The 22,542-nt window shown below is 66.4% G+C and carries 22 protein-coding genes and 1 pseudogene; 13 read left to right on the top strand and 10 right to left on the bottom strand.

Annotated features, from left to right (window positions below):
- Nucleotides 1–45 precede the first annotated feature (45 nt).
- From R2601_RS04265 to R2601_RS04250, 4 genes are read left to right on the top strand one after another with little or no spacing between them, the layout of a single operon-like run.
- Nucleotides 46–507 carry a RidA family protein gene (locus R2601_RS04265; RefSeq protein WP_007794080.1) on the top strand — a complete coding sequence of 154 codons (462 nt, stop codon included), beginning with the start codon at nt 46–48 and terminating at the stop codon, nt 505–507.
- Between the two features lie 5 nt (nt 508–512).
- Complete coding sequence (locus tag R2601_RS04260) at nt 513–1,262, top strand: glycerophosphodiester phosphodiesterase family protein (RefSeq protein WP_007794076.1); 750 nt, start codon at nt 513–515, stop codon at nt 1,260–1,262.
- Between the two features lie 46 nt (nt 1,263–1,308).
- Nucleotides 1,309–2,508, top strand: a complete 1,200-nt coding sequence (locus tag R2601_RS04255) for a GNAT family N-acetyltransferase (protein WP_007794073.1) — start codon at nt 1,309–1,311, stop codon at nt 2,506–2,508.
- Nucleotides 2,505–2,795, top strand: coding sequence for a 4a-hydroxytetrahydrobiopterin dehydratase (locus tag R2601_RS04250; protein WP_007794071.1), 291 nt, complete (start codon nt 2,505–2,507; stop codon nt 2,793–2,795). The genes R2601_RS04255 and R2601_RS04250 overlap by 4 nt, the downstream gene beginning before the upstream one ends.
- 50 nt (nt 2,796–2,845) lie before the next feature.
- On the opposite strand, the gene R2601_RS04245 is transcribed toward R2601_RS04250, so the two are convergent.
- The 3 genes from R2601_RS04245 to zigA form a co-directional block, all read right to left on the bottom strand.
- A complete protein-coding gene (locus R2601_RS04245; protein WP_007794068.1) occupies nt 2,846–5,380 on the bottom strand; it encodes a cation:proton antiporter in 2,535 nt (844 codons plus the stop codon).
- Between the two features lie 60 nt (nt 5,381–5,440).
- Nucleotides 5,441–5,683: a DUF6525 family protein gene (locus R2601_RS04240; RefSeq protein WP_254656032.1), complete on the bottom strand. Its 243-nt coding sequence runs from the start codon at nt 5,681–5,683 to the stop codon at nt 5,441–5,443.
- A 65-nt stretch (nt 5,684–5,748) separates the two neighbouring features.
- Nucleotides 5,749–6,969: a zinc metallochaperone GTPase ZigA gene (zigA, locus tag R2601_RS04235; RefSeq protein WP_007794061.1), complete on the bottom strand. Its 1,221-nt coding sequence runs from the start codon at nt 6,967–6,969 to the stop codon at nt 5,749–5,751.
- Nucleotides 6,970–7,167: 198 nt separating this feature from the next.
- Between zigA and R2601_RS04230 the strand changes: the two genes are divergently transcribed.
- Together R2601_RS04230 and R2601_RS04225 are read left to right on the top strand one after the other, a co-directional pair.
- Nucleotides 7,168–8,892: a tetratricopeptide repeat protein gene (locus R2601_RS04230; protein ID WP_007794058.1), complete on the top strand. Its 1,725-nt coding sequence runs from the start codon at nt 7,168–7,170 to the stop codon at nt 8,890–8,892.
- Nucleotides 8,882–9,763 (top strand): 4-(cytidine 5'-diphospho)-2-C-methyl-D-erythritol kinase, encoded by an 882-nt coding sequence (locus R2601_RS04225; protein ID WP_007794055.1) that lies wholly within the window; start codon nt 8,882–8,884, stop codon nt 9,761–9,763. The genes R2601_RS04230 and R2601_RS04225 overlap by 11 nt, the downstream gene beginning before the upstream one ends.
- Here R2601_RS04225 and R2601_RS04220 read toward each other — a convergent pair.
- Entirely contained in the window at nt 9,757–10,758 is a 1,002-nt protein-coding gene (locus R2601_RS04220) for a polyprenyl synthetase family protein (protein ID WP_040544349.1), read from the bottom strand. The two genes, R2601_RS04225 and R2601_RS04220, sit on opposite strands and share 7 nt — an antisense overlap.
- 55 nt (nt 10,759–10,813) lie before the next feature.
- Between R2601_RS04220 and R2601_RS04215 the strand changes: the two genes are divergently transcribed.
- From R2601_RS04215 to R2601_RS25770, 3 genes are all read left to right on the top strand, one after another.
- Complete coding sequence (locus tag R2601_RS04215) at nt 10,814–11,029, top strand: putative signal transducing protein (RefSeq protein ID WP_007794050.1); 216 nt, start codon at nt 10,814–10,816, stop codon at nt 11,027–11,029.
- A complete protein-coding gene (locus R2601_RS04210) occupies nt 11,019–11,792 on the top strand; it encodes a tRNA1(Val) (adenine(37)-N6)-methyltransferase (RefSeq protein ID WP_040544348.1) in 774 nt (257 codons plus the stop codon). Before R2601_RS04215 ends, R2601_RS04210 begins: the two co-directional genes overlap by 11 nt.
- A gap of 113 nt (nt 11,793–11,905) precedes the next feature.
- The gene (locus R2601_RS25770) at nt 11,906–12,079 is read left to right on the top strand and encodes a YdcH family protein (RefSeq protein WP_007794044.1); all 174 of its coding nucleotides are present in this window, start codon (nt 11,906–11,908) and stop codon (nt 12,077–12,079) included.
- Nucleotides 12,080–12,297: 218 nt separating this feature from the next.
- Here R2601_RS25770 and R2601_RS04205 read toward each other — a convergent pair whose 3' ends face one another.
- The 5 genes from R2601_RS04205 to R2601_RS04185 form a co-directional block, all read right to left on the bottom strand.
- Nucleotides 12,298–13,218: a VOC family protein gene (locus tag R2601_RS04205; protein ID WP_007794040.1), complete on the bottom strand. Its 921-nt coding sequence runs from the start codon at nt 13,216–13,218 to the stop codon at nt 12,298–12,300.
- A gap of 168 nt (nt 13,219–13,386) precedes the next feature.
- Nucleotides 13,387–14,109 carry an acetoacetyl-CoA reductase gene (phbB, locus tag R2601_RS04200; protein WP_007794037.1) on the bottom strand — a complete coding sequence of 241 codons (723 nt, stop codon included), beginning with the start codon at nt 14,107–14,109 and terminating at the stop codon, nt 13,387–13,389.
- An 84-nt stretch (nt 14,110–14,193) separates the two neighbouring features.
- Entirely contained in the window at nt 14,194–15,024 is an 831-nt protein-coding gene (locus tag R2601_RS04195; protein ID WP_007794035.1) for a patatin-like phospholipase family protein, read from the bottom strand.
- Between the two features lie 43 nt (nt 15,025–15,067).
- Nucleotides 15,068–16,243 carry an acetyl-CoA C-acetyltransferase gene (locus tag R2601_RS04190; RefSeq protein ID WP_007794032.1) on the bottom strand — a complete coding sequence of 392 codons (1,176 nt, stop codon included), beginning with the start codon at nt 16,241–16,243 and terminating at the stop codon, nt 15,068–15,070.
- A gap of 199 nt (nt 16,244–16,442) precedes the next feature.
- Nucleotides 16,443–17,264, bottom strand: a complete 822-nt coding sequence (locus tag R2601_RS04185) for an EAL domain-containing protein (protein ID WP_007794029.1) — start codon at nt 17,262–17,264, stop codon at nt 16,443–16,445.
- A 252-nt stretch (nt 17,265–17,516) separates the two neighbouring features.
- Between R2601_RS04185 and rpsD the strand changes: the two genes are divergently transcribed.
- From rpsD to preA, 3 genes are all read left to right on the top strand, one after another.
- Nucleotides 17,517–18,137 carry a 30S ribosomal protein S4 gene (rpsD, locus tag R2601_RS04180; RefSeq protein WP_007794027.1) on the top strand — a complete coding sequence of 207 codons (621 nt, stop codon included), beginning with the start codon at nt 17,517–17,519 and terminating at the stop codon, nt 18,135–18,137.
- A gap of 197 nt (nt 18,138–18,334) precedes the next feature.
- A complete protein-coding gene (locus R2601_RS04175) occupies nt 18,335–19,657 on the top strand; it encodes an NAD(P)-dependent oxidoreductase (protein WP_040544347.1) in 1,323 nt (440 codons plus the stop codon).
- Nucleotides 19,658–19,672: 15 nt separating this feature from the next.
- Entirely contained in the window at nt 19,673–20,977 is a 1,305-nt protein-coding gene (gene preA / locus R2601_RS04170; protein ID WP_007794022.1) for an NAD-dependent dihydropyrimidine dehydrogenase subunit PreA, read from the top strand.
- Nucleotides 20,978–21,325: 348 nt separating this feature from the next.
- Here preA and R2601_RS04165 read toward each other — a convergent pair whose 3' ends face one another.
- Nucleotides 21,326–21,958: a TetR family transcriptional regulator C-terminal domain-containing protein gene (locus R2601_RS04165; protein WP_040544346.1), complete on the bottom strand. Its 633-nt coding sequence runs from the start codon at nt 21,956–21,958 to the stop codon at nt 21,326–21,328.
- A gap of 187 nt (nt 21,959–22,145) precedes the next feature.
- Here R2601_RS04165 and R2601_RS04160 point away from each other — a divergent pair.
- A pseudogene (locus tag R2601_RS04160) lies at nt 22,146–22,542 on the top strand (M20/M25/M40 family metallo-hydrolase); the annotation flags it as partial.

Raw genomic sequence — 22,542 nt, 5'->3', positions numbered from 1 at the left:
GCGCGGGGCGGATAGCCTCGCGCCGACTCACATCCGGAGGTTCCCATGAGCGATATCGATGCCCGCCTGAACGAGCTTGGCCTGACCCTGCCCGAGGCGCCGGCCCCCGCCGCCAATTACGTGCCGTTCGTGCAGACCGGCAATCTCGTCTTTGTCTCGGGCCAGATCAGCCAGGGCCCCGACGGATTGATCCTCGGCAAACTCGGCGCCGACATGGAGACCGAGGCCGGCGCCAAGGCCGCGGCCACCTGTGCACTGGGCCTTCTGGCGCAGGTCAAGGCGGCCTGCGGGGGCGATCTGTCGAAGCTGAAGCGCGTGGTGAAGCTCACCGGCTTCGTCAATTCCACCCTCGAGTTCACCGAGCAGCCCAAGGTGATCAACGGCGCCTCCGACCTGCTGGTCGAAGTGCTGGGCGATGCCGGGCGTCACTCGCGCTCGGCGGTCTCTGCCGCGTCGCTGCCGCTGGGCGTCGCGGTCGAGATCGAAGGGATCTTCGAGATCGCCTGAGCCCGATGCTTCCCGCAAGCTTCTTCGACCGGCCCATCGCGCATCGTGCCTATCACGACATTGCGGCGGGTCGGCCCGAGAACTCGGTCGAGGCGATCATCGCCGCGATCGAGGCCGGCTACGGCATCGAGATCGACCTGCAGCTGTCCTCGGATGGCGTGGCTATGGTGTTCCACGATTACGATCTCGACCGCCTGACCGCAGAGACCGGTTCGCTGCGCGCGCGCAGCGCCGCTGCGCTTGGGGCGATCCCGCTCCGGCACGGCGCGAAGGGCATCCCGACCTTCGCCGAGGTGCTGGCGCTGGTCGCGGGGCAGGTGCCTCTGCTGGTCGAGATCAAGGACCAGGACGGTGCCATGGGCCCCGATGTCGGCGCGCTCGAGGACGCCGCCGCGCGGGCGCTCGCGGGCTATGCCGGCCCGGTCGCGCTGATGTCGTTCAACCCGCATTCCGTGGCCGCGCTGGCCGAGCTGGCGCCAGATATCCCGCGCGGTCTTACCACCTGCGCCTATCGGGGGGGCGACGCAGAGCAGCTGCCCGAGGCACGGCTGGCCGGCCTTCGTGCCATCGCGGATTTCGATCGCACCGCCGCCTGCTTCATCAGCCATAACTGGCGCGATCTGACCGCGCCGCGCGTGGCCGAGCTCCGCGCCGCCGGCGTGCCGGTGCTGTGCTGGACGGTGCGGTCGCCCGAAGACGAGGCCGTCGCGCGCGAGGTCGCCCACAACATCACGTTCGAGGGATACCCGGCTTGATCCCGGCGCGGTGCAGGCCAGATAGTGGCCGGCAGGGAAGACACGCATGACCGATCAAAGCCCCGACGGCACCCTCGCCGTCAACATCCTCACATCGCTGGACCAGATCGCGCCGGGCGACTGGGATGCCTGCGCCTGTCCCGAAGCCGTCGATGGCGGCCGGCCCAATGACCCGTTCACCACCCATCGCTTCCTGCACGCGCTCGAGGCCTCGGGCTCGGTCGGGCGCGGCACCGGCTGGGAGCCGCGCTATCTCAGTGCCGAGCTCGACGGCGAAATCATCGCCGTGGCGCCGCTTTATGCCAAGGGCCACAGCCAGGGCGAGTACATCTTCGATCACAACTGGGCTCACGCCTACGAGAGCGCGGGGGGCGACTATTATCCCAAGCTGCAGATCGCGGTGCCCTTCACCCCGGCCACCGGGCGGCGCTTCCTCACCAGGCCCGGGCACGAGGCGACCGGCATCTCGGCGCTGGTGCAGGGGGCGGTCCAGTTCGCGGCGCAGAACGAACTCAGCTCGCTGCACGCCACCTTCTGCACCGAGGCAGAGGCCATCGCCGGCGAGCGGATGGGGCTTCTGCGCCGGGTGACGCAGCAGTTTCACTGGGAGAACCACGGCTACGCCGATTTCGACGCCTTCCTCGCCAGCCTCAGCTCGCGCAAGCGCAAGAACATCCGCAAGGAACGTCGCACGGCGCATGACTTCGGCGGCGAGATCCGGATGCTCTCGGGCGACGAGATCGAGGCCGAGCACTGGGACAGCTTCTGGCATTTCTATCAGGACACCGGCGCGCGCAAATGGGGCACGCCCTACCTGACCCGCGCCTTCTTCGAGATCGCCCACGAGACCCTGCGCGACGATATCGCCATGGTGGTCGCCTCGCGCGAAGGACGCGACGTGGCGGGCGCGCTGAACTTCATCGGTCGCGATGCGCTCTACGGGCGCTATTGGGGCTGTGTTGAGGATCATCCCTGTCTGCACTTCGAGGCGTGCTACTATCAGGCCATCGACTTTGCCATCCGGCACGGGCTGGAGAGGGTCGAGGCCGGCGCGCAGGGCGAGCACAAGCTGGCCCGCGGATACCTGCCGACCGAGACCCACTCCCTGCACTGGATCGCGGACCGGGGTTTCGCCGACGCGGTGGCGCGCTATCTCGAAGAGGAGCGGCGGGCCATCGGACAGGATATCGAGATCCTGACCGCCTACGGCCCGTTCCGAAAGGAAATCAGGGAAGAACAGGAATGACCGAGAAACTCTCCGACACCGCCCGCGACACCGTGCTTGCCCCGCTGTTCGAAAGCGGCTGGGAAATGGTCGAGGGGCGCGACGCGATCCACAAGACCTTCAAGTTCGCGGACTTCACCGAGGCGTTCTCGTGGATGACCCGCGCCGCGCTCTGGGCCGAGAAGTGGGACCACCACCCGGAATGGAGCAATGTCTACAAGACCGTCGAGGTGACGCTCTCGACCCATGATGTGGACGGGCTGTCCTCGCTCGACGCCAAGCTGGCGCGCAAGCTCGATACGCTCTGAGCTCTGGCCGGCTCGGCCGGCCGGTATCGCGGATCAGGACCCCGGCCCGCTCAGGCCGGGGTCTTTTTCTTTCGGGGCTTCGGTTCGGCGGCCGGAATGATCGTGTCCGGGTCGACGCCGCGCTTCTCGGCGCTGGCGCGGACCGCCTCGCGCAGGGTCTCGCTGCGCTTCAGCAAGCGCCGGAACCGCGCCTCGTCGAGGACCAGCAGGGTGCTCGGCACGATGGCGCGCGATTCGAAGCGGCGTGGCTTCTCGGTCAGGATCGCGAGCTGGCCGAACATCTCGCCCCGGCCAAGTCGCCATGTCTGGCCGCCGCGCTCGAGCTCGACCGCGCCGGTGGCGATGAAATACACGCTGCGGGCGGTGCTGTCGGGGCGCAGGATCACCTCGCCGGGGTTGACGTATTGGGCAGAAAGCGCGCGGGCGAGCTGCTTGACCGAGGGATCGTCGAGATCGGAGAACAGCGGGAATTGCCGCACCAGTTCGGAGCGTTGCAGCGCCACGTCGAGGCGCGGGCGCTTTTCGCTGGCGGCGCGGCGGTCGGCGATGTCCTGCATCAGCGAGGTGTGAAGTTCCTCGCCTATCAGCCCGTCGGCCCACATGGTGTTGTACTCGCGCTCTTCCAGCCGCAGCTGGGTGCGGCGGATGAAGTGGCGCTCGAGCGTCTCGGCATAGCCGGGATATTGCAGCCGCAGCCCCTCGAGCGCGGTGTTGACGGTCTCGACGCGGCGGCTCAGCAGCTCGGTCAGCAGTTCCGAGACCCGGCGTCCATGGATGCGGCGGATGCGGCCATGGATGAAGCCGTCGAGATCGCGCAGGATCAGCTTCTGTGACAGCAGCAGCTCGAACCGGTCGGCGGTGAGCCGCGACAGCGGGCCCGAGACGCCGGCGCGGTTATGGAGCAGCGCCGCCAGCCGGAAGGCCTTGCCATAGGCCACAACGCGACGCGCGGCGCGGCGATAGCCGCTGCGGCCGCCGGTGCGGGTGGCCTCGATCAGCCGGTCGGCATCCGACAGCAGGATCTCCGACAGTCGCGAGGAGATCGAGTGATCGCGCACCCGCTCGATGATGGTGTCGCGCTCGGCCCCGGCCAGCGCGATCAGGCCCAGCGTCACGCGGTCCTTGTCGAGGATCTCGGTGTCTTCCTCGGCTTGCTTGACCGCCTCTTCGAGCCGGTCACCGAAGCGCTTGGCCTCGCTGCGGATGATGCGCTGATCGAGATCGTAATTCGCGGTGGTGCGCGAGACATCCTCGCGCACGGTCTGCAGCGACACCGCGACCACCTGCTTGGACAGGGCCTGGTCCAGCGGCGACAGCTGGTCCAGCCCGAGCTTGCCGATCACCCAGCGCAGCGTGGTGCCCTGCACCAGCAGCGTGAAGAGCGTGAAGCCTGTGGCGAGGATACCGACCTGGCGCTTGATCTCGACCGGCACGCGGAAGTTCTCGGTCACCGCCAGCGCCAGCGCCAGCGTGACGGCGCCGCGCAGCCCGCCCCAGAGGATCGCGCTGCGGTAGGGGCGCTCGACCGGTGGCGACAGGCGAAGCCGGCCCATGATCGGCAGCACGAGGAACAGGATGAAAGCACGGGCGGCGATGGCGGCGAGCACGACCACGAGCACCAGCCCGGCATCGGAGAGGCGGAACTCCTCGAGCATCCGCGGGATCAGCAGGGCGGCGAGGATGAAGATCAGCGCCCCCGCCCAGTGCGCCAGCAGGTCCCAGACCTCGCGCAGGTTGGTCCATGCCTCGGGCGGCAGCCGGCCGGGCCCGACGATGTTGAGCGTGAGGCCCGCAGCCACCACCGCGATCACGCCCGAGGCGCCGATGCTCTGCTCGGCGGTGATGTAGGCGAGGTAGGGCAGGGCGACCGAGATCGACTGTTGCGCCAGCTCGTAGCGCCCGAAGAGCCCCATCAGCCGCACCGCGATGCGGGCAAGGAGCCAGCCGCTAAGCGCGCCGCCGACGATCAGCAGCGGGAACTGGCTCAGCGCGTCTTCGAGCGTCGGGTCCGGCAGGCCGAGCATGACGAAGCCGAGAAAGAAGCCGAACAGCGCGATGGCGGCGGCGTCGTTGAGCAGGCTCTCGCCCTCGATGATGCGCGCCAGCCGTCGCGGTGCCGAGAGCGAGCGAAAGATCGAGATCACCGCCGAGGGGTCGGTGGTCGAGACGATGGCGCCGATCAGCAGGCAGGCGGCCAATGGCAGGGTCGAGAACCACGACAGTGCGTAGCCGACGCTGAGCGTGGCGACGACCACGGCCCCCACCGCGAGCAGCAGGATAGGCACCCAGTCGTCCAGCATCCGGCGGATGTTGAGCCCGAGCGTCGCCTGAAACAGCAGCGTCGGCAGAAAGACGTAGAGGAACACGTTGGCACGGATCGGCAGGCCGAGAATGGCCTCGGCCACCGGGTTGAGCGCGTCGGTAAGCGTGGTGCGCAGGAAGAAGATCGCGCCGGCAGCGATCAGGATGCCCAGCACGGCGAGGATCACGCTGTAGGGCAGCCGCAATCGCGCCGCGAGCGGCTCGGCCAGACCAATGACAAGAAACAGCGACGCGATGACGGTCGTGACAACAACGATGTCCATGGCCCTCGCAATAGCGGGAAACACCCTGTCTTCGGAAGGTCTGAAAACGTTGGAACGGTCTTATATCACGCAACTGCGAGGGATTGTGGGCGGTTGGCCGCCGCCGGACGCCGGGCCAAGCGTGTCCCGGGCGAGTTGCCGGCGTTCGATCTCTGTCATCCGTGCAAGCGCCGCGTCGAGGTCGCCGCCACAGAGCGCCAGGCTGCGCTGCCAGGCCCGCTGCGCCGAGCGCGGCGACCATGGCAGCGCCGCCTGTGCCAGCCAGCGCCGCAGCGCTGGCGGCAGGCGGTCGAAGCTCTGCATCGGGTCGCCGCTCTGCCTGCGGCGGGGCAGGGCGCTCTGGCCGTTATGGGCGCCGAGGCGCCCCATCAGGCCGCCTCGGTCGCGCGGCGCCAGCCGGGGAACGGATCCTCGAGCGTGGTCCAGAGCTCGGGCGTGAAGCCGGTGTCGGCCTTCAGGAGGGCGGCGTCGAGCGTCTCGGTGATCGCGGCGCGATCCATGCCCGCGCCGATGAAGACCAGCTCCTGGCGCCGGTCGCCCCACGGCTCCTGCCAATGCTGCGCCAGATAAGCCTGCGCCTGCGGGTGATCGGGGCGCCGGGCCTCGGGCACGGTGGCCCACCACATGCCCATCGGGCGGATGCTGCTCAGAGCGCCGGCCAGCGAGAACTCGGCCAGCCAGTCGGGCCGGGTGGCGACCCAGAAATGCCCCTTGGCCCGGATCACGCCGGGCAGCGGCCCGTTCAGCACGTCGTTGATGCGTTGCGGGTGGAACGGCCGCCGGGCGCGGTAGACGAAGGATGAGACGCCGTACTCCTCGGTCTCCGGCACGTGATCGGCAAAGCCGTACAGCTCCTTGGCCCAGAGCGGGTGCTCGTGGGCGGTGGCAAAGTCGAAGAGGCCGGTGTCGAAGATGCGGTCCTGTGGCACCTGCCCGAAATCGGTCTCGATGATCTGCGCATCCGGGTTCAGCGCCGTCACGATCAGCCGCGCCGCATCGGTGCGGTCCTTTCCCGCGGCGCCGACCTTGTTGAGCACCACGACGTCGGCGAACTCGATCTGGTCCACAAGCAGATCGACGAGCGTGCGCTCGTCCGCGTCGCCGAGGCTTTCTTCGCGATCCTTCAGAAAATCGTGGCTGGCGTAGTTCTGCAGCAGGTTCACCGTGTCGACGACTGTGACCATGGTGTCGAGCCGCGCCACATCCGACAGGCTTTGCCCCAGCTCGTCGCGGAACTCGAAGGTGGCGGCGACGGGCAGTGGCTCGGAGATGCCGGTGCTCTCGATCAGCAGGTAGTCGAAGCGGTTCTCGGCGGCGAGCCGGCGCACCTCCTGCAGCAGGTCGTCACGCAGGGTGCAACAGATGCAGCCGTTCGACATCTCGACCAGCGTCTCTTCGGTCTGGCTCAGGTCGGCGCCACCGTCGCGCACGAGATCAGCGTCGATGTTCACCTCGGACATGTCGTTGACGATCACCGCGACCCGGCGGCCCTCGCGGTTGTTGAGCACCTGATTGAGCAGCGTCGTCTTCCCGGCACCCAGAAAGCCGGACAGCACGGTGACGGGGAGGCGGGGGTCTTGCGCGGACATCGGAGATCCTTTGGGTTGGAAGAGATATGTTATAACGTATCAATTAAAGCGATCCGTGGGTGGGCTGCAACCCCGAAATGCCGCGCGGTGTGCATCGGCAAGGACATGCCGGCAGGTGACGCGCCCGTGAACCGGCTGCGCATTGCGTGGCAGGGCAGGCGGGGATAGTCTTGCCGGACCGATAAAGGAGGCATTGGCATGGCAGGCAAGGCTCTCGGGCTTCTTCGCAACACGGCGCTCGCGCTGACGATGGCCGTGGGCGTGGCCGCACCGGTGACCGCCGAAAGCCTCGCGGGCGACTACCTCGCCGCGCGTCAGGCCAGCTTCAACGGCGATTTCAAGGCCGCTGCCGAGTATTATGGCCGCGCGGTGGCCTTCGATCCGGGCAATCCCTCACTGCTCGAACGCGCAACGCTCGCCAACCTGTCGCTCGGCGATGTCGAGAAGGCGGTGGCGCTGGCCGATCGCCTGTCAGAGCAGGGCTTCCAGAGCCAGATCGGGCACATGGCGCAAATCGCTGAACTTGCCCAGAGCGAGGACTACCAGGCGCTCCTCGAGCGGATTGAGGACCAGACCGCCATCGGCCCGCTGGTCGACGGGCTGGTCAAGGCGTGGTCGGTTCTCGGCGAGGGCGAGATGAGCGGCGCTCTCGAGGCGTTCGATGCGGTGTCGGAAGAGCGCGGCCTCGCGCCATTCGCCTTCTATCACAAGGCCATGGCGCTGGCCTCGGTCGGGGACTTCGAAGGCGCGGAGGCGATCTTTGCCGAGAACCGCGCCGGGAGCATGCAATACACCCGTCGCGCGGTGATGGCGCGCTCCGAGATCCTCAGCCAGCTCGACCGTCAGGACGAGGCGGTGGCGATGATCGACGAGGGCTTCCCGCCGCCGATGGACCCCGGCCTTGCCGAGATGCGGCAGCGGCTGGTCGAGGGCGAGCGTCTGCCCTTCACCTATGTGAACTCGCCCAAGGCCGGCATTGCCGAGGTGTTCTACACCCTTGCGGGCGCGCTGGCCAACGAAGCGGAAGACGATTTCACCCTGCTCTATGCCCGCATCGCGCAGTACCTGCGCCCGGATCATTCCGGCGCCATTCTGATGACCGCATCCCTGCTCGAGTCGCTCGATCAGTTCGACCTTGCCGTCGCCGCCTACAAGCAGGTGCCGCGCGACGACTCCTCCTACCATGCCGCCGAGCTGGGCCGCGCCGAGGCGCTGCGCTCGAGCGGCAAGGTCGATGCGGCGGTCGAGGTGCTGGAACAGCTTGCTGGCACCCATGGCGGTCAGGCGGCGGTGCAGTCGGCGCTGGGAGACATGATGCGCCAGCTCGAGCGCTACGACGAGGCTGTCGATGCCTATGACGCCGCACTCGCCACCTTCGACGACGAAAACCCCTCGCTGTGGTTCCTGCATTACGCCCGGGGTATCAGCAACGAGCGGCTGAAGAACTGGGGCGAGGCCGAGGCCGATTTCCGCAAGGCGCTCGAGCTCAACCCGGGCCAGCCGCAGGTGCTCAACTATCTCGGCTACTCGCTGGTCGAGCAGCATGAAAAGCTCGACGAGGCGCTCTCGATGATCGAACAGGCGGTCGCCGCGCAGCCGCAGAGCGGCTACATCATCGACAGCCTCGGCTGGGCGCTCTACAAGCTCGGCCGCTACGAGGAGGCGGTGGTGCACATGGAACGTGCCGCCGAACTGATGGCGGTCGATCCGGTGGTCAACGACCACCTGGGCGATGTCTATTGGGCGGTGGGGCGCAAGCTCGAAGCCGAGTTCCAGTGGAAGCGGGCCCTGAGCTTCATCGACTGGGACGATGCCTCGGACGAGGTCGATCCCGAACGCATCCGCCAGAAGCTGGAGGTCGGGCTCGACGAGGTGCTCGAAGAGGAAGGTCAGCCGCCGCTCAAGATGGCCAATGGCGAGTGAGGTCTTTGCGCCGGCGAAGATCAATCTGACCCTGCACGTGACCGGCCGCCGCGAGGATGGCTACCACCTGCTGGATTCGCTGGTGAGCTTCGCACCGGTTGGCGACCTCCTGACGATCTCCGAAGGCGATGGCCTGTCGCTGCGGGTCGATGGCCCGGAAGCCGAGGGCGTTCCCGAGGATGGCAACAACCTCGTGATGAAGGCGGCGGCGCTGCTGGTCAGCGATGCAGATCTGCATTTGCACAAAGCGCTTCCGGCGGCGTCGGGCATTGGCGGCGGCTCTGCCGATGCCGCGGCGGCTTTGCGCGGCGTGTCGGCGCGGGGCGGAGGCGATGCCTCTGCCGAGGGGCTGCTTGCAGCGCATGGCGAAGAAATCCTCGCGCTGGGGGCCGATGTGCCGATGTGTCTTTACGCCCGGCCGCTGCGGGCGGAAGGGATCGGCGAAGCGCTGACGCCGCTGGCATTGCCGCCGGTCGCCGCCGTGCTGGTCAATCCACGCCTGCAGGTCTCGACCCCGGCGGTGTTCCGGGCGCTTGAGCGCCGCGACAACACGCCGATGCCCGAGACCCTGCCGGATATGCGCGACACTGCGGACCTGATCGCCGTCCTTTCAGAGATGCGCAACGATCTTCAGGCGCCGGCCTGCGCGGTGCAGCCGGCGATCCTCGACGTGCTGGCCCGGATCGGGGCGCAGCCGGGCTGCAAGCTGGCCCGCATGTCGGGATCGGGGGCGACCTGTTTCGGGCTGTTCCTGTCCGAGACGGAAGCGGCAGCCGCGGCCGAGGCCATCGCAGCGGCAGAGCCGGGCTGGTGGGTGGCGAGCGCTGTGCTGGGCGATTGTTCCGCGCTGGCGGCGCCGCGAGGTCAGTAGACCCGCGACACCACGAAATCGGCGAGCTCGACCAGCAGGTCGCGCAGCTCGGACTGCGGCAGCTTCTCCATCGAGGCCTTGGCCTTGTCGGTCCAGGCCTGTGCATCGGCGCGGGTCGCATCCAGCGCGCCGTGCTTGTTGAGCAGGGCCAGCGCGTGCTCTAGATCGCCGTCCTGCTGGTCGCCCTTCTCGATGGTACGCTTCCAGAAGGCGCGCTCCTCGTCATCGGCGGCGGCGATGGCCTTGATCACCGGCAAGGTCAGCTTGCGCTCGCGGAAATCGTCGCCGACATTCTTACCGGTGGCCGAGCTGTCGCCCTGGTAGTCGAGCAGGTCGTCGACGATCTGGAATGCGATCCCCAGCGCATCGCCGTAATCGAACAGCGCCTGAACCTGCTCTTCCTCGACGCCGGCGATCACGCCACCGACCTCGGTTGCCGCCGAGAACAGCGCCGCGGTTTTGCCGCGCACCACCTGAAGGTAGATGTCCTCGTTGGTGCGCAGATCCTGCGCCGCGGTCAGCTGCAGCACCTCGCCTTCGGCGATGGTGGCGGCGGCGTTGCTGAGGATGTTGAGCACTCTCAGGTTGCCCGGCTCGACCATCAGCTGGAAGGCGCGGGCAAAGAGGTAGTCGCCCACAAGAACGCTCGACTTATTGTCCCACAGCAGGTTGGCAGTGGGGCGGCCCCGGCGCTGCTTGCTCTCGTCGACCACGTCGTCATGCAGCAGCGTGGCGGTGTGGATGAACTCGACCGTCGCGGCGAGATGCACGTGGAACGGACCCTCGTAGCCGCAGAGCCGCGCCGAGGCGAGGGTCAGCAGCGGCCGCAGGCGCTTGCCGCCGGCCTCGACGAGATGCGCGGTGACCTCGGGGATCCGCGGTGCGTGCTTCGACGCCATGCGCTCGCGGATCAGGGCGTTGACCCCGTCCATGTCCCCGGAAAGCAGCGTGGCGAGCCGGTCATGCGGCTTCTGCATCGGCGTATCCAAACCCATCAAACCCTCGGTATCGGCCTCGACAAGGAGGCGCCCCTGTCCTTACATCCCCGGCATGGAAGAGCTTCTGCGCACAAACGACATCACGCTGATCCCGCTGGTCAAAACCCTTCTCGACGGGGAGGGTATAGACAGCTTCGAGCTGGACGTAAACATGAGCGTGCTCGAGGGCAGCTTGGGCATTCTGCCGCGGCGGCTGATGGTCCGGGCCGATCAGATCGACGATGCCCGCCGCATCCTGCGCATGAACGGGGTGCGCTTTGAGGACTGAGCCCTTCGCCGAGGAGGCGTTGCAACGCAGCGATTTCCTCGGCGGGCGGGTGCGGCTCTGGCAGCCGCGTGAGGGCTACCGGGCGGGCATCGACCCGGTGCTCTTGGCCGCAACCGTGCCTGCAAAGCCCGGTCAGAGCGTTCTGGAGCTGGGCTGCGGGGCCGGGCCGGCGTTGTGCTGTCTTGGTGCGCGGGTGGCGGGGCTGCGCCTCACTGGGCTCGAGATCCAGCCCGCTTACGCGGCGCTGGCACGGCGCAACCTCGCGGAAAATGCGCTGACGGGCGAGGTCATCGAGGGGGATATCGGAGCACCGCCCTTTGCCTTGAAGGCACTCACGGTCGATCACGTCCTCGCCAACCCGCCTTATTTCGAGATCGAAAGCCGCAGCATCGCCTCCGATGTCGGGCGCGAGATGGCGTTGGCCGGGCCGGCGCCGCTCGCTGACTGGGTGCGGCTCGCGGCGAAACGCCTGCGTGTGAAGGGCACCGCGACCTTCATCCAGCGCGCCGAGCGCCTGCCCGAGCTTCTGGCGGCAATGGGCGAAGGGCTCGGCTCGCTTGAACTCTGGCCGCTGGCACCACGCGAGGGCAGGGCGCCTCGGCTGATTCTCGCCCGCGGTCGCAAGGGCGGGCGGGCAGCATTCCGCCTTCACGCGCCGCTGATCCTGCATTCGGGACCGGCCCATATTGAAGATGGCGAGGACTATACCGATGTCATTCGTACGGTGCTGCGGGGAGGCGAGGCGCTCAATTTCCCGCCGTGACCGGTCGGTGTTGACGCATGGTAAGGCAATGTTGAGGACGTTCGCATCTGCAGCGTGACTTGAATCGCCGAATGTGCTGCACTGAAGGCTCGTACCCAGCAAAGGAGGACACTATGAGCTTGAGTTCGCATCTGCAGGAACTGAAGAAAAAGCACCACCACCTCTCGACCGCTGTTGAAGAAATGCAACGCAGTCCGGGCGTTGACGACCTGCACGTCGCCGAACTGAAGAAGCAGAAACTCCGCCTCAAGGAACAGATCAACAAGCTGAGCACCCAGCCGCATTGATCGCCTGAACTTTGCAGTGCCCCGGTCTGGTGGTCTTCGGGCGGCCGGGCCGGCCTCGAAATGCGGGAAAACTCCCGGAAAACCGAGGTAACAGCAGCTCGATTCAGAGCTGACACAAATTAAACATCCAAATGTAAAACGCTGGTGACGGCGCGGAGGGAAACGCCCGCGCCGTCACCTTGTTTGATCGCCCAGGCTCGGTGTTTATCGCCCAAGCCTCAGTCGCTGATCGGCTCGAGCGTGGCATCCAGCCGCTCGCGCAAGTGCGCGTGCTGGTCGGGCAGCTTCAGCGCCTCGCCAAGCGCGCCGCGCTCTTCGTCGCGGTCGAAGCCGGGCTCGCCGGTCGCGACCTCGAAAAGCACCCCGCCGGGGCTGCGGAAGTAGATCGCCCAGAAGTAGTCGCGGTCGATCTGCTCGGTCACCTGGAAGCCCTCGCCTTCGAGCGCCTGCTGCACCTCTTTCTGCGCCGCGCGGTCGGCGACGGCGAAGGCGACGTGATGCACGCTGCCGGCGCCCTGACCAGCCTCCGGAGCATCGCTCTGCAGCAGATCGACGAAGTTGGCGCCGTTGCCGTTCGGCATGGAGAAACGGGTCACCGCGCCATCGGTCCCGGCCTCTTCATAGCCCATGAAGCGCAGCAGTTCGGAGGTGGGCGCGATGTCGGGCAGCGCCAGTTCGACCGAGTGGAAACCTCGGATGGCGGTGTCGGCGTCGATGCCGCTTTCGGTCCACGGCGTGCGGTCGTCCTCGGTCTCCACCAGCGTCAGGTCATCGCGATCCGGCCCGTCGAAGCGGAGCCGTGCCTCGCCGAAGCGGCCTTCTCGCAGGCTCGGCGTGCGGCCCGTGAGGCGCTCTTCCCAGAACGGCAGGCTGCCCTTCGGCACCGAGAAGGCGGTGGTCGAGACCTCGCCGCTGCCGGGCGTCCGGCGGGTGGCGTTGGGGAAGGGGAAGTAGGTCATCACCGTTCCGGGCGTGCCGATCTCGTCGCCGTAGTACAGGTGATAGACATCGGGCCGGTCGAAGTTCACCGTTTTCTTGACCCGTCGGAGACCCAGCGTCCGGGTGAAGAAGGCGTTGTTCCGCTGCGCGCCGCTGGCCAGCGACGTGACGTGGTGAAGGCCTTGGATCTGGCTGAGCATGGCGGGTCTCCTCTGGTCCGTGTGAGCGCAAATATAGGGCGCGCGACGCCGGTGACATCTCGGCGGCGGCGCGCCGTTTCTGTGCAAGTCCGCACGGTCTGCGCGGAGGGCAACGAAAAAGCCCCGGCGCGGGCCGCCGGGGCTTTCGTGATCGCTTCGAGGGCTGGCTCAGACGAAGAACTGGCCGCCATTGGCCGAGATCGTCGAGCCGTTGATGAAGCCCGCGTCGTCGGAGGCGAGGAACACCACGCAGCGCGCGATCTCTTCCGGCTCGCCGAGGCGGCCGGTGGGGATCTGGGCGATGATCGAGTCGCGCACCTTCTCGGGCACCGCCATCACCATTTCGGTGGCGATGTAGCCGGGGCAGATCGCGTTGGCGGTGATGCCGGCGCGGGCGCCTTCCTGGGCCAGCGACTTGATGATGCCGAGGTCACCGGCCTTGGTCGCGGCATAGTTCACCTGGGCGAACTGGCCCTTCTGGCCGTTGATCGACGAGATCACGATGACGCGGCCGAACTTGCGCTCGCGCATGCCGGGCCAGATCGGGTGCACGGTGTTGAACACGCCGGTCAGGTTGGTGTCGATGACCTCTTTCCACTGATCCGGTGTCATCTTGTGGAACGGCGCATCGCGGGTGATGCCGGCATTGGCGACCACCACGTCGATCGGCCCGAGATCGGCCTCGACCTTGGCGAGACCTTCCTTGGAGGCCTCGTAATCGGCCACGTTCCACTTGTAGGTCTTGATCCCGGTCTCTTCGGTGAACTTCGCGGCCTTCTCGTCATTGCCGGCATAGGTCGCAGCGACCTCGTATCCTTCGGCCTTGAGCGCCTTGGAGATTGCCTCTCCGATACCGCGGCTCCCCCCCGTGACCAGTGCAACTTTCGCCATCTTTATCCTCCGATCCTGGCTAATTTATTTGGAAACATCGTTACTCACGTAAATCGCAATACGCAACAATGTTGCGTCAAAACTTCAACCTTGGTCGAGCAGGCGCTGCGCATCCCGTTCTCCCTGGGCCCAGGTATCACGCAATTTCTGCGGGTCCGTGAAATCTATCTTGTCGGCGGCGGTTTCCTGCGCGGGCGCGATGTAGTGCCGCCCCTCGACCTCGGGCAGGCGTTTGTAGTCGCGGGTCAGCAACACCATCGTGACGCCCTCGTCGGGCTCGGGGAGCGGCGCCTGGCTGGCCATGCCACCGTCGACGACGCGGCGGTCGTTCCAGAGCGGCGGCTCGAAGACTGGCGGGATCACCGCCGCGGCGCTGATCAGTTCGACCAGCTTGCCCTCGCGGGCGGCCTGGTTGGCATCGACCAGGTGCGAGGTCAGCCCGAGCTTCTCGGCCCAGCTGAAATGCGGCGAGTTCACCGTGTGCAGCTCGGCCTCGTAGGCCATCGCCATGGCGGTGCCGGTGAGCGTGGGCACGCCGGTGTCGGGCGGGTGCGCGATGAGGATCTGGAACTGCGGCCCCTCGGCAATCTTGCGGGCGGCCTCGTCATCCATGACCCGGCCGACGACCTCGCAATAGAGCTCCTGATGCGGGGTGATGCCGTTCTCGTCGGGCTGGAACAGGTCGAGATTGCTGTCCTGCTTTTCGAACGCGGCGCACATCTCGTCGAGCAGGCGGCGTTCGTTGCCGGTCAGGAAGGCCGCACCGGCAAGTGCACCGCCGCTGACACCGGTCAGGCGCTTGGGCGCAAGTGTGCGGTGCTGGCACAGGGTGGTCAGGAAGCCGCCCTGCCAGAAGCAGCGCAGGCCACCTCCGGAAAAGACGATCTGCGCGGGGTCTTTGGGAAGTGCTGTCATGCGCGAGGTGTCCGGGGGGCAGAACGCCCCCCGTCCAGGTCCATCAGTCGCGCTCGACGCAGAGCGCGACACCCATGCCGCCGCCGATGCAGAGCGTGGCGAGGCCCTTCTTGGCGTCGCGACGCTGCATTTCGAACAGCAGGGTGTTGAGGATGCGGGCACCGGAGGCGCCGATCGGGTGGCCGATGGCGATGGCGCCGCCGTTCACGTTCACGATCGACGGATCCCAGCCCATATCCTTGTTCACGGCGCAGGCCTGCGCGGCGAAGGCTTCGTTGGCTTCCACCAGGTCGAGATCGGAGGGGCTCCAACCGGCCTTCTCCAGCGCCTTGCGCGATGCGTAGATCGGGCCGACGCCCATGATCGACGGGTCGAGACCGGCGGTGGCATAGGAGGCGATGCGCGCGAGCGGCTTGATGCCACGCTTCTCGGCATTCTCGGCCGACATCAGCAGCACGCCGGCGGCGCCGTCATTGATGCCCGAGGCGTTGCCCGCGGTGACCGAGCCGTCCTTGGTGAAGGCCGGGCGCAGCTTCTGCATGTTCTCGATGACCGCGCCGTGACGGATGTACTCGTCCTTGTCGACCACGGTCTCGCCCTTGCGGGTCTTGATGGTGAAGGGGATCACCTCGTCATCGAACTTGCCGGCGGTCTGCGCGGCTTCGGCCTTGTTCTGCGACGCCAGCGCGAACTCGTCCTGCTGCTCGCGGCTGATCTGCCACTTCTCGGCGACGTTCTCGGCGGTCTGGCCCATGTGGTAGCCGTTGAACGCGTCCCACAGGCCGTCCTTGATCATGGTGTCGATGTATTTCACATCGCCCATCTTGTGGGCCACGCGCAGGTTCTGGGCGTGGGGGCTCATCGACATGTTTTCCTGGCCGCCGGCACAGACGATGTCGGCATCGCCGAGCATGATGTGCTGGGCCGCCAGAGCCACGGTGCGCAGGCCCGAGCCGCAGACCTGGTTGATGCTCCAGGCGGCGCTTTCCTGCGGGAGGCCGGCATTGATATGCGCCTGACGGGCGGGGTTCTGGCCCTGAGCCGCGGTCAGCACCTGGCCGAGGATGGTCTCCGAGACCTCCCCCTTCTCGATACCGGCGCGGGCAACCAGCGCTTCGAGCACGGCAGCGCCGAGATCGTGCGCGGGCGTGTTGGCGAACGAACCGCCGAAGCTGCCGACGGCGGTACGGGCCGCGGATGCGATGACGACATTGGTCATGGATGACTCCTCCAAGCAGAGCGTAAGGCGGGAGGCCGTGCCATCCGGCAAGACCCCCCTCATTGATCTTGCGCCTTGTTGATAGCGTGCCGCTGCGGCATGGGACAGGGGGAGTCTGCGGAAATCCACGTGTGGTAGCGCAAATGGTCGCGGAAACATCGGGCAATTGGGGCGGGTTGCGCCCCGGCGCGGTTCCGGCTCAGCCGTGCGCGTGCTTCGACGGCGGCGCGCGCCAGGCGGGAGAGACGGTGGGCGCGCCGAAGAAATAGCCCTGCAGGCAGTCGATCCCGATGCCGGTGAGCAGCCGCGCGTCCTCGGCGCGTTCGACCGATTCGGCGACGGTGAACATGTCGAATTGGCGCGCGATCTCGATGATGGCCGTGGTCATGACCTGATTGTCGGGATCCTGGGCGATGCCGCGGATGAACAATCCGTCGATCTTGAGGATGTCGAAGCTGAACTGCTTGAAGTGCCGCAGGGCGGTGTAGCCGGCGCCGAAGTCGTCCATCGCGAAGGTGACCCCGCGGGCCTGCAGGTCGTCCATGAAGCTGATCACCAGTTCGGGCACCATCATGGCGGAGGCTTCGGTGATCTCGAGAATCAGCCGCTCGGCCACGGTGGGGCCCGCACGCAGGCCGCGGGTCAGGGTGTCGAGCCAGTCGCCATAGCCGATGGACCGGGCCGACATGTTGATGGCGAGCCGCAGGCCCGGCTCGCGCTCGAGTTCGCGCAGGCCCTGCTCGAGCGCGATGCAGTCGAGAATGCGGCCATCCTCGCTTTCCTCCACGGTTTCGATGAATTCGCGGGCGGGGACAACGCGACCGGTCTCATCGAGCACCCGGATGAGCCCCTCGTGAAAGGCGGTGGCCTCCTGCCGGCGGGCCTGCACCACGGGCTGGAAGGCCAGCATCACCTGGCGGTGGCGGATCGCCTCGCGCACGGTGCGCAGGATGGTGCTGTCGCGTTTGGCCAGCGCCAGTTCGAGCGCGTTCTGACCCTGTTTCGGCGGTGGCCCCCTCATGCACCGGTTCCCCTCTGCTGTGTGTGCCCTGCGGCCCGGGAAGTCTGGCGCAGGCCGTTTAATTGCAGGTAAATGCCCGGCGGCGCAGGGGGGCGGTGCTTTGTCCTCCGTGGGGTGTTGACTCGGGCGCAGGGGCGCATATAAGCGCCGCTTCATTGGTGTTGGTGGCCCCCGCAAGGGGATGCCCTGTCGCTTCGGCCAGATCCGGAGAGAGGACAACGCCCTTCGAAACCTGAACGAAGGAGATCAGCCGTGACCAAACGCACGTCTGCCAAGTACAAAATCGACCGCCGCATGGGCGAGAACATCTGGGGCCGCGCAAAGTCCCCGGTCAACCGCCGCGAATACGGCCCCGGCCAGCACGGTCAGCGCCGCAAGGGCAAGCTGTCCGACTTCGGTCTGCAGCTCCGCGCCAAGCAGAAGCTCAAGGGCTACTACGGCGACCTGACCGAAAAGCAGTTCCGTCGCATCTTCGGTGAGGCCGAGCGTCTCAAGGGCGACACCGGTGAGCATCTCATCGGCCTGCTCGAGCGCCGTCTCGATGCCGTCGTCTACCGCGCCAAGTTCGTGCCGACCGTCTTCGCCGCCCGTCAGTTCGTGAACCACGGCCACGTGCTGGTGAACGGCAAGCGCGTCAACATCCCCTCCTACCGCGTGAAAGAGGGTGACGTGATCGAGGTCCGCGAGAAGTCCAAGCAGCTCGCAGTGGTTCTCGAAGCCGCCCAGCTGCCCGAGCGCGACGTGCCCGACTACCTCGAGGTCGACCACTCCAAGATGACCGCGTCCTTCGTGCGCACCCCCGGCCTTGCCGACGTGCCGTACCCGGTCCAGATGGAACCGAACCTCGTCATCGAATTCTACGCGCAGAACTGATCCGGTTCAGCGCTTCCGATTTGGGAAAGGCCGCTCCTTTGGGGCGGCCTTTTTCGTTTCGCAGACCCAGCCCGGGGAAGATGCCTCATATTTGTGCGTGGGGCTTGGGTCGGTCGGCCTGTAGATATTTTACCGATTGATAAAAAAATCGACCTGTGGAACGCTTCTGTCAAACATAAGGCAGCGGGAGGCGACCCATGGACCCAAAGGCACTGGTTCCCGGCATTAAGCCGGGACGGATGGACAAGGCAGCGATCGAGGCGGGGTTTGGCGACCTCCATCCGGCGCTTGACGATCATGAGGCCCTTGTGGCGGCGGACCGCTGCTATTTCTGTCATGACGCGCCCTGTCAGACGGCCTGTCCCACCGAGATCGACATCCCGCTCTTCATCCGGCAGATCGCCACCGGCACGCCCGAGGCGGCGGCCCGGACGATCCTGTCGCAGAACATCCTCGGCGGCATGTGCGCCCGGGTCTGCCCGACGGAGACGCTTTGCGAAGAGGTCTGCGTGCGCGAGGTGGCCGAGGGCAAGCCGGTCGAGATCGGCCGCCTGCAGCGCTACGCCACAGACACGCTGATGGCGCAGAACGTGCATCCGTTCGAGCGCGACGCCGCGACGGGCAAGCGCGTCGCGGTCGTGGGGGCGGGGCCCGCAGGTCTGGCCTGTGCGCACCGGCTGGCGATGATGGGCCATGACGTGGTGCTGATGGACGCGCGGCCGAAACCGGGCGGTCTCAACGAATACGGCATCGCCGCCTACAAGAGCACCGAGGATTTTGCCGCGCGCGAGGTTGCGTGGCTGATGCAGATCGGCGGCATCGAGCTGCAAAGCGGCGTGGCGCTGGGGCGCGACGTGACACTCGAGGCGCTGAAGGCCGAGTATGACGCGGTGTTCCTCGGGCTCGGGCTTGGCGGCGTGAACGCTCTGGGCGTCGATGGCGACGACCGTGAGGGCGTGGCCGACGCGGTGTCGTTCATTGCCGACCTGCGGCAGGCCTCGGATCTTTCGGCGCTGCCCGTTGGGCGCGACGTGGTGGTGATCGGCGGCGGCATGACCGCGGTCGACGCGGCGGTGCAGTCCAAGCTTCTGGGCGCGCTCAACGTCACCATCGTCTACCGTCGCTCGCAGGAGCGCATGGCGGCCTCGGTCTACGAGCAGGAACTGGCGCAGTCGAAGGGCGTGCGGATCATCTGCAACGCCTCGCCGGTCGCGGTGCATGGCAACGGCGCGGTGCGTGAGATCGAGTTCGAGTTCACCGACGATGCGCTGGCGCCGACCGGCGAGCGCTTCCGACTGCCGGCGGATCAGGTCTTCCGCGCCATCGGCCAGACGCTGACCGGCGAGGGGCTTCCGGAGCTCGACGGGCGCAAGATCGCCGTGGACGGAACCGGGCGGACGTCGCTCGACGGTGTCTGGGCCGGGGGCGACTGTGCCAGCGGGGGCGACGATCTGACGGTGACCGCCGTGGCCGAGGGCCGCGACGCCGCCGAGGACATCCACATGAGCCTGATGGGTTGAGGGAGGACGAGAACAATGGCTGATCTGACGAGCAACTTCATCGGTATCAAATCACCGAACCCGTTCTGGCTCGCCTCGGCGCCGCCGACGGACAAGGAATACAACGTCCGCCGCGCCTTCGAGGCTGGTTGGGGCGGCGTCGTGTGGAAGACGCTGGGTGAGCAGGGGCCGCCGGTGGTCAACGTGAACGGCCCGCGTTACGGCGCGATCTGGGGCGCCGACCGGCGTCTGCTGGGGTTGAACAACATCGAGCTCATCACCGATCGCCCGCTTGAGGTGAACCTGCGCGAGATGAAATCGGTGAAGCGGGACTATCCCGACCGCGCGCTCATCGCCTCGATCATGGTCCCATGCACTGAGGAGGCGTGGAAGGCGATCCTGCCGCTGGTCGAGGAGACCGGCGCGGACGGGGTCGAGCTGAACTTCGGCTGCCCGCACGGCATGTCCGAGCGCGGCATGGGCTCGGCCGTGGGGCAGGTGCCCGAGTATATCGAGATGGTGACCCGCTGGGTGAAACAGTACACGCGCATGCCTTGCATCGTGAAGCTGACACCCAACATCACCGACATTCGCAAACCCGCCATGGCGGCACATGCGGGCGGGGCCGATGCGGTGTCGCTGATCAACACGATCAATTCGATCACCTCGGTGGATCTCGACCTGTTCGCACCGGAGCCGACCATCGACGGCAAGGGCGCGCATGGGGGCTATTGCGGCCCGGCGGTGAAGCCGATCGCGCTGAACATGGTCTCCGAGATCGCTCGTTCACCGGAGATGCGCGGTCTGCCGATCTCGGGCATCGGCGGGGTGACCACGTGGAAGGACGCGGCTGAGTTCATGGCGCTCGGCGCTGGCAACGTGCAGGTGTGCACGGCGGCGATGACCTACGGCTTCAAGATCGTGCAGGAGATGATCTCGGGACTGTCGCAGTATCTCGACGAGAAGGAGATCTCGCTGTCGGATCTGGTGGGGCGCGCCGTGCCGAACGTGTCGGACTGGCAGCATCTGAACCTGAACTACGTCAGCAAGGCGAAGATCGACCAGGAACTGTGTATCTCTTGTGGGCGTTGCTACGCGGCTTGCGAGGATACCTCGCACCAGGCGATCGACATGTCGGAGGATCGGGTCTTTACCGTGAAGGACGACGAATGCGTGGCGTGCAACCTGTGCGTCAATGTTTGCCCCGTGGAAGACTGTATCACGATGGAGCAGATGGCGCCCGGGGCAGTGGATCCACGGACCGGGAAGGTGGTCGAGGCGGTTCCGGCGGACTGGACGACGCATCCGAACAACCCGATGTCGGCGACCGCTGCCGAGTAAGATTTTTCGTACGAAAAATCTTGTCTGAAGAAAATTCGTGCGAATTTTCTTCAGACCGTCGGCATTCAGCAATGCACACGCATCTGCCCGGCGTTGCAGATGATCACGTACTGATTGCCACATTCGATGAGGTGAAAGCCGCGGGATTTCACCTCTGCCAACAGCGCGTCGTAACCGACTTCCCGGTGCACGTGCCGCTTATTTCGCCGGACGATGCCGCCGCGCCGACGGCCTTGGCCGAGAACAGCTGCGCCTGCCACGCCGGGTTGTGCGGTGCAGGCGCGTCTTGTTGCTTTGGCGGTGGGCGGATGGACATATACTGCATGCTCCACCCTCCCGTGATTCTGGTTAACTAGGCGTTTCCGGCGACGTGAGTAATTTGCGGAACAACGTTTCCACATGCGCATGAGCCGCGTCCCAACCAGCGCCTTCATTCGGTATCAGAACCCGCACCTGCGCTTCGAAATCTGCGTAATGCTGGGTGATTGCCCAGATCGAGAAGATCAGTTGCTGGGGATCTGTCGGTGCCAGACGCCCTTCCTCGATCCAGCCCCTGATCAGCGCGCATTTCTCGTCGAAGAGCGGCTTCAGCCTGGTCTCCAGATGCGGCCCCATACGCGGCGCGCCCTGGATGATCTCATTGGCAAAGAGCTTGCTTTCGCGCGGATACCTCCGGCTCATGTCCATCTTGCGCCGGACATATGTGAGGATCTCGTTGAGCGGGTCGCCGCCCTCGTCCATCTCAGCCAGCGGCGCCAGCCACTCTTCCATCAGCGCATTCAGAAGCGCCACGTGGATCGCGGCCTTGCCGTCGAAATAGTAGATCAGGTTGGGCTTCGACATGCCCGCTTCGTCGGCAATCTGATCCAGCGTGGCGCCGCGATAGCCGTGCTGCGAAAACACCTCGAGCGCGGCATCCATGATGCGACGACGGTTGCGTATCTGGATGCGACTCGGTTTCTTCGCGGGCTCACCGACCATGCATGCGTCTCTCCGCTCATTTTTCGGGCAAAGACGCCCGCGACATGCCAATAATCCGGGAGGGTCCCGGAACACAATTCTTGACTCGTTCCGGGGCGGTTGCAATCGTGCCTTTACCAAATGGTAAAAAACAATAGCGCCCCGGACACGGAACGCGCAAAGAACCAGCGGCAGAGGGAGTGGAAGAATGGCGGCACCGGGAGAGAACCTCCGGATCAACGGCGACCGGTTGTGGGACAGCCTGATGGAGATGGCCAAGATCGGCCCGGGCGTCGCGGGCGGCAACAACCGCCAGACCCTCACCGACGAAGACGCCGAGGGCCGCGCCCTCTTCAAGTCCTGGTGCGACGAGGCCGGGCTGAGCATGGGGGTCGACCAGATGGGCACCATGTTCATGACCCGCGAGGGCACCGATCCCGATGCGCTGCCGGTCTACGTGGGCAGCCACCTCGACACCCAGCCCACCGGCGGCAAGTATGATGGCGTGCTGGGCGTGCTGGGCGCGCTCGAGGCGGTGCGCTCGATGAACGATCTGGGCATCCAGACCAAGCACCCGATCGTGGTGGTGACTGGGCCAACGAGGA

It is taken from the genome of Salipiger bermudensis HTCC2601 (genome assembly GCF_000153725.1).
Taxonomy (GTDB): domain Bacteria; phylum Pseudomonadota; class Alphaproteobacteria; order Rhodobacterales; family Rhodobacteraceae; genus Salipiger; species Salipiger bermudensis.
This window is presented reverse-complemented; position numbering and strand designations above follow the sequence as displayed.

Coding starts and splice junctions, on each gene's coding strand:
- R2601_RS04205 (WP_007794040.1), bottom strand. CDS start 13,218: ATGCTCAGCCAGATCCAAGGCCTTCACCACGTCACGTCGCTGGCCAGC.
- R2601_RS04175 (WP_040544347.1), top strand. CDS start 18,335: ATGGACCCAAAGGCACTGGTTCCCGGCATTAAGCCGGGACGGATGGAC.
- R2601_RS04215 (WP_007794050.1), top strand. CDS start 10,814: ATGGAAGAGCTTCTGCGCACAAACGACATCACGCTGATCCCGCTGGTC.
- R2601_RS04185 (WP_007794029.1), bottom strand. CDS start 17,264: ATGAGGGGGCCACCGCCGAAACAGGGTCAGAACGCGCTCGAACTGGCG.
- R2601_RS04245 (WP_007794068.1), bottom strand. CDS start 5,380: ATGGACATCGTTGTTGTCACGACCGTCATCGCGTCGCTGTTTCTTGTC.
- R2601_RS25770 (WP_007794044.1), top strand. CDS start 11,906: ATGAGCTTGAGTTCGCATCTGCAGGAACTGAAGAAAAAGCACCACCAC.
- R2601_RS04255 (WP_007794073.1), top strand. CDS start 1,309: ATGACCGATCAAAGCCCCGACGGCACCCTCGCCGTCAACATCCTCACA.
- preA (WP_007794022.1), top strand. CDS start 19,673: ATGGCTGATCTGACGAGCAACTTCATCGGTATCAAATCACCGAACCCG.
- R2601_RS04220 (WP_040544349.1), bottom strand. CDS start 10,758: ATGGGTTTGGATACGCCGATGCAGAAGCCGCATGACCGGCTCGCCACG.
- R2601_RS04265 (WP_007794080.1), top strand. CDS start 46: ATGAGCGATATCGATGCCCGCCTGAACGAGCTTGGCCTGACCCTGCCC.
- R2601_RS04260 (WP_007794076.1), top strand. CDS start 513: ATGCTTCCCGCAAGCTTCTTCGACCGGCCCATCGCGCATCGTGCCTAT.
- R2601_RS04165 (WP_040544346.1), bottom strand. CDS start 21,958: ATGGTCGGTGAGCCCGCGAAGAAACCGAGTCGCATCCAGATACGCAAC.
- R2601_RS04225 (WP_007794055.1), top strand. CDS start 8,882: ATGGCGAGTGAGGTCTTTGCGCCGGCGAAGATCAATCTGACCCTGCAC.
- zigA (WP_007794061.1), bottom strand. CDS start 6,969: ATGTCCGCGCAAGACCCCCGCCTCCCCGTCACCGTGCTGTCCGGCTTT.
- R2601_RS04195 (WP_007794035.1), bottom strand. CDS start 15,024: ATGACAGCACTTCCCAAAGACCCCGCGCAGATCGTCTTTTCCGGAGGT.
- R2601_RS04230 (WP_007794058.1), top strand. CDS start 7,168: ATGGCAGGCAAGGCTCTCGGGCTTCTTCGCAACACGGCGCTCGCGCTG.
- R2601_RS04190 (WP_007794032.1), bottom strand. CDS start 16,243: ATGACCAATGTCGTCATCGCATCCGCGGCCCGTACCGCCGTCGGCAGC.
- R2601_RS04240 (WP_254656032.1), bottom strand. CDS start 5,683: ATGCAGAGCTTCGACCGCCTGCCGCCAGCGCTGCGGCGCTGGCTGGCA.
- R2601_RS04250 (WP_007794071.1), top strand. CDS start 2,505: ATGACCGAGAAACTCTCCGACACCGCCCGCGACACCGTGCTTGCCCCG.
- phbB (WP_007794037.1), bottom strand. CDS start 14,109: ATGGCGAAAGTTGCACTGGTCACGGGGGGGAGCCGCGGTATCGGAGAG.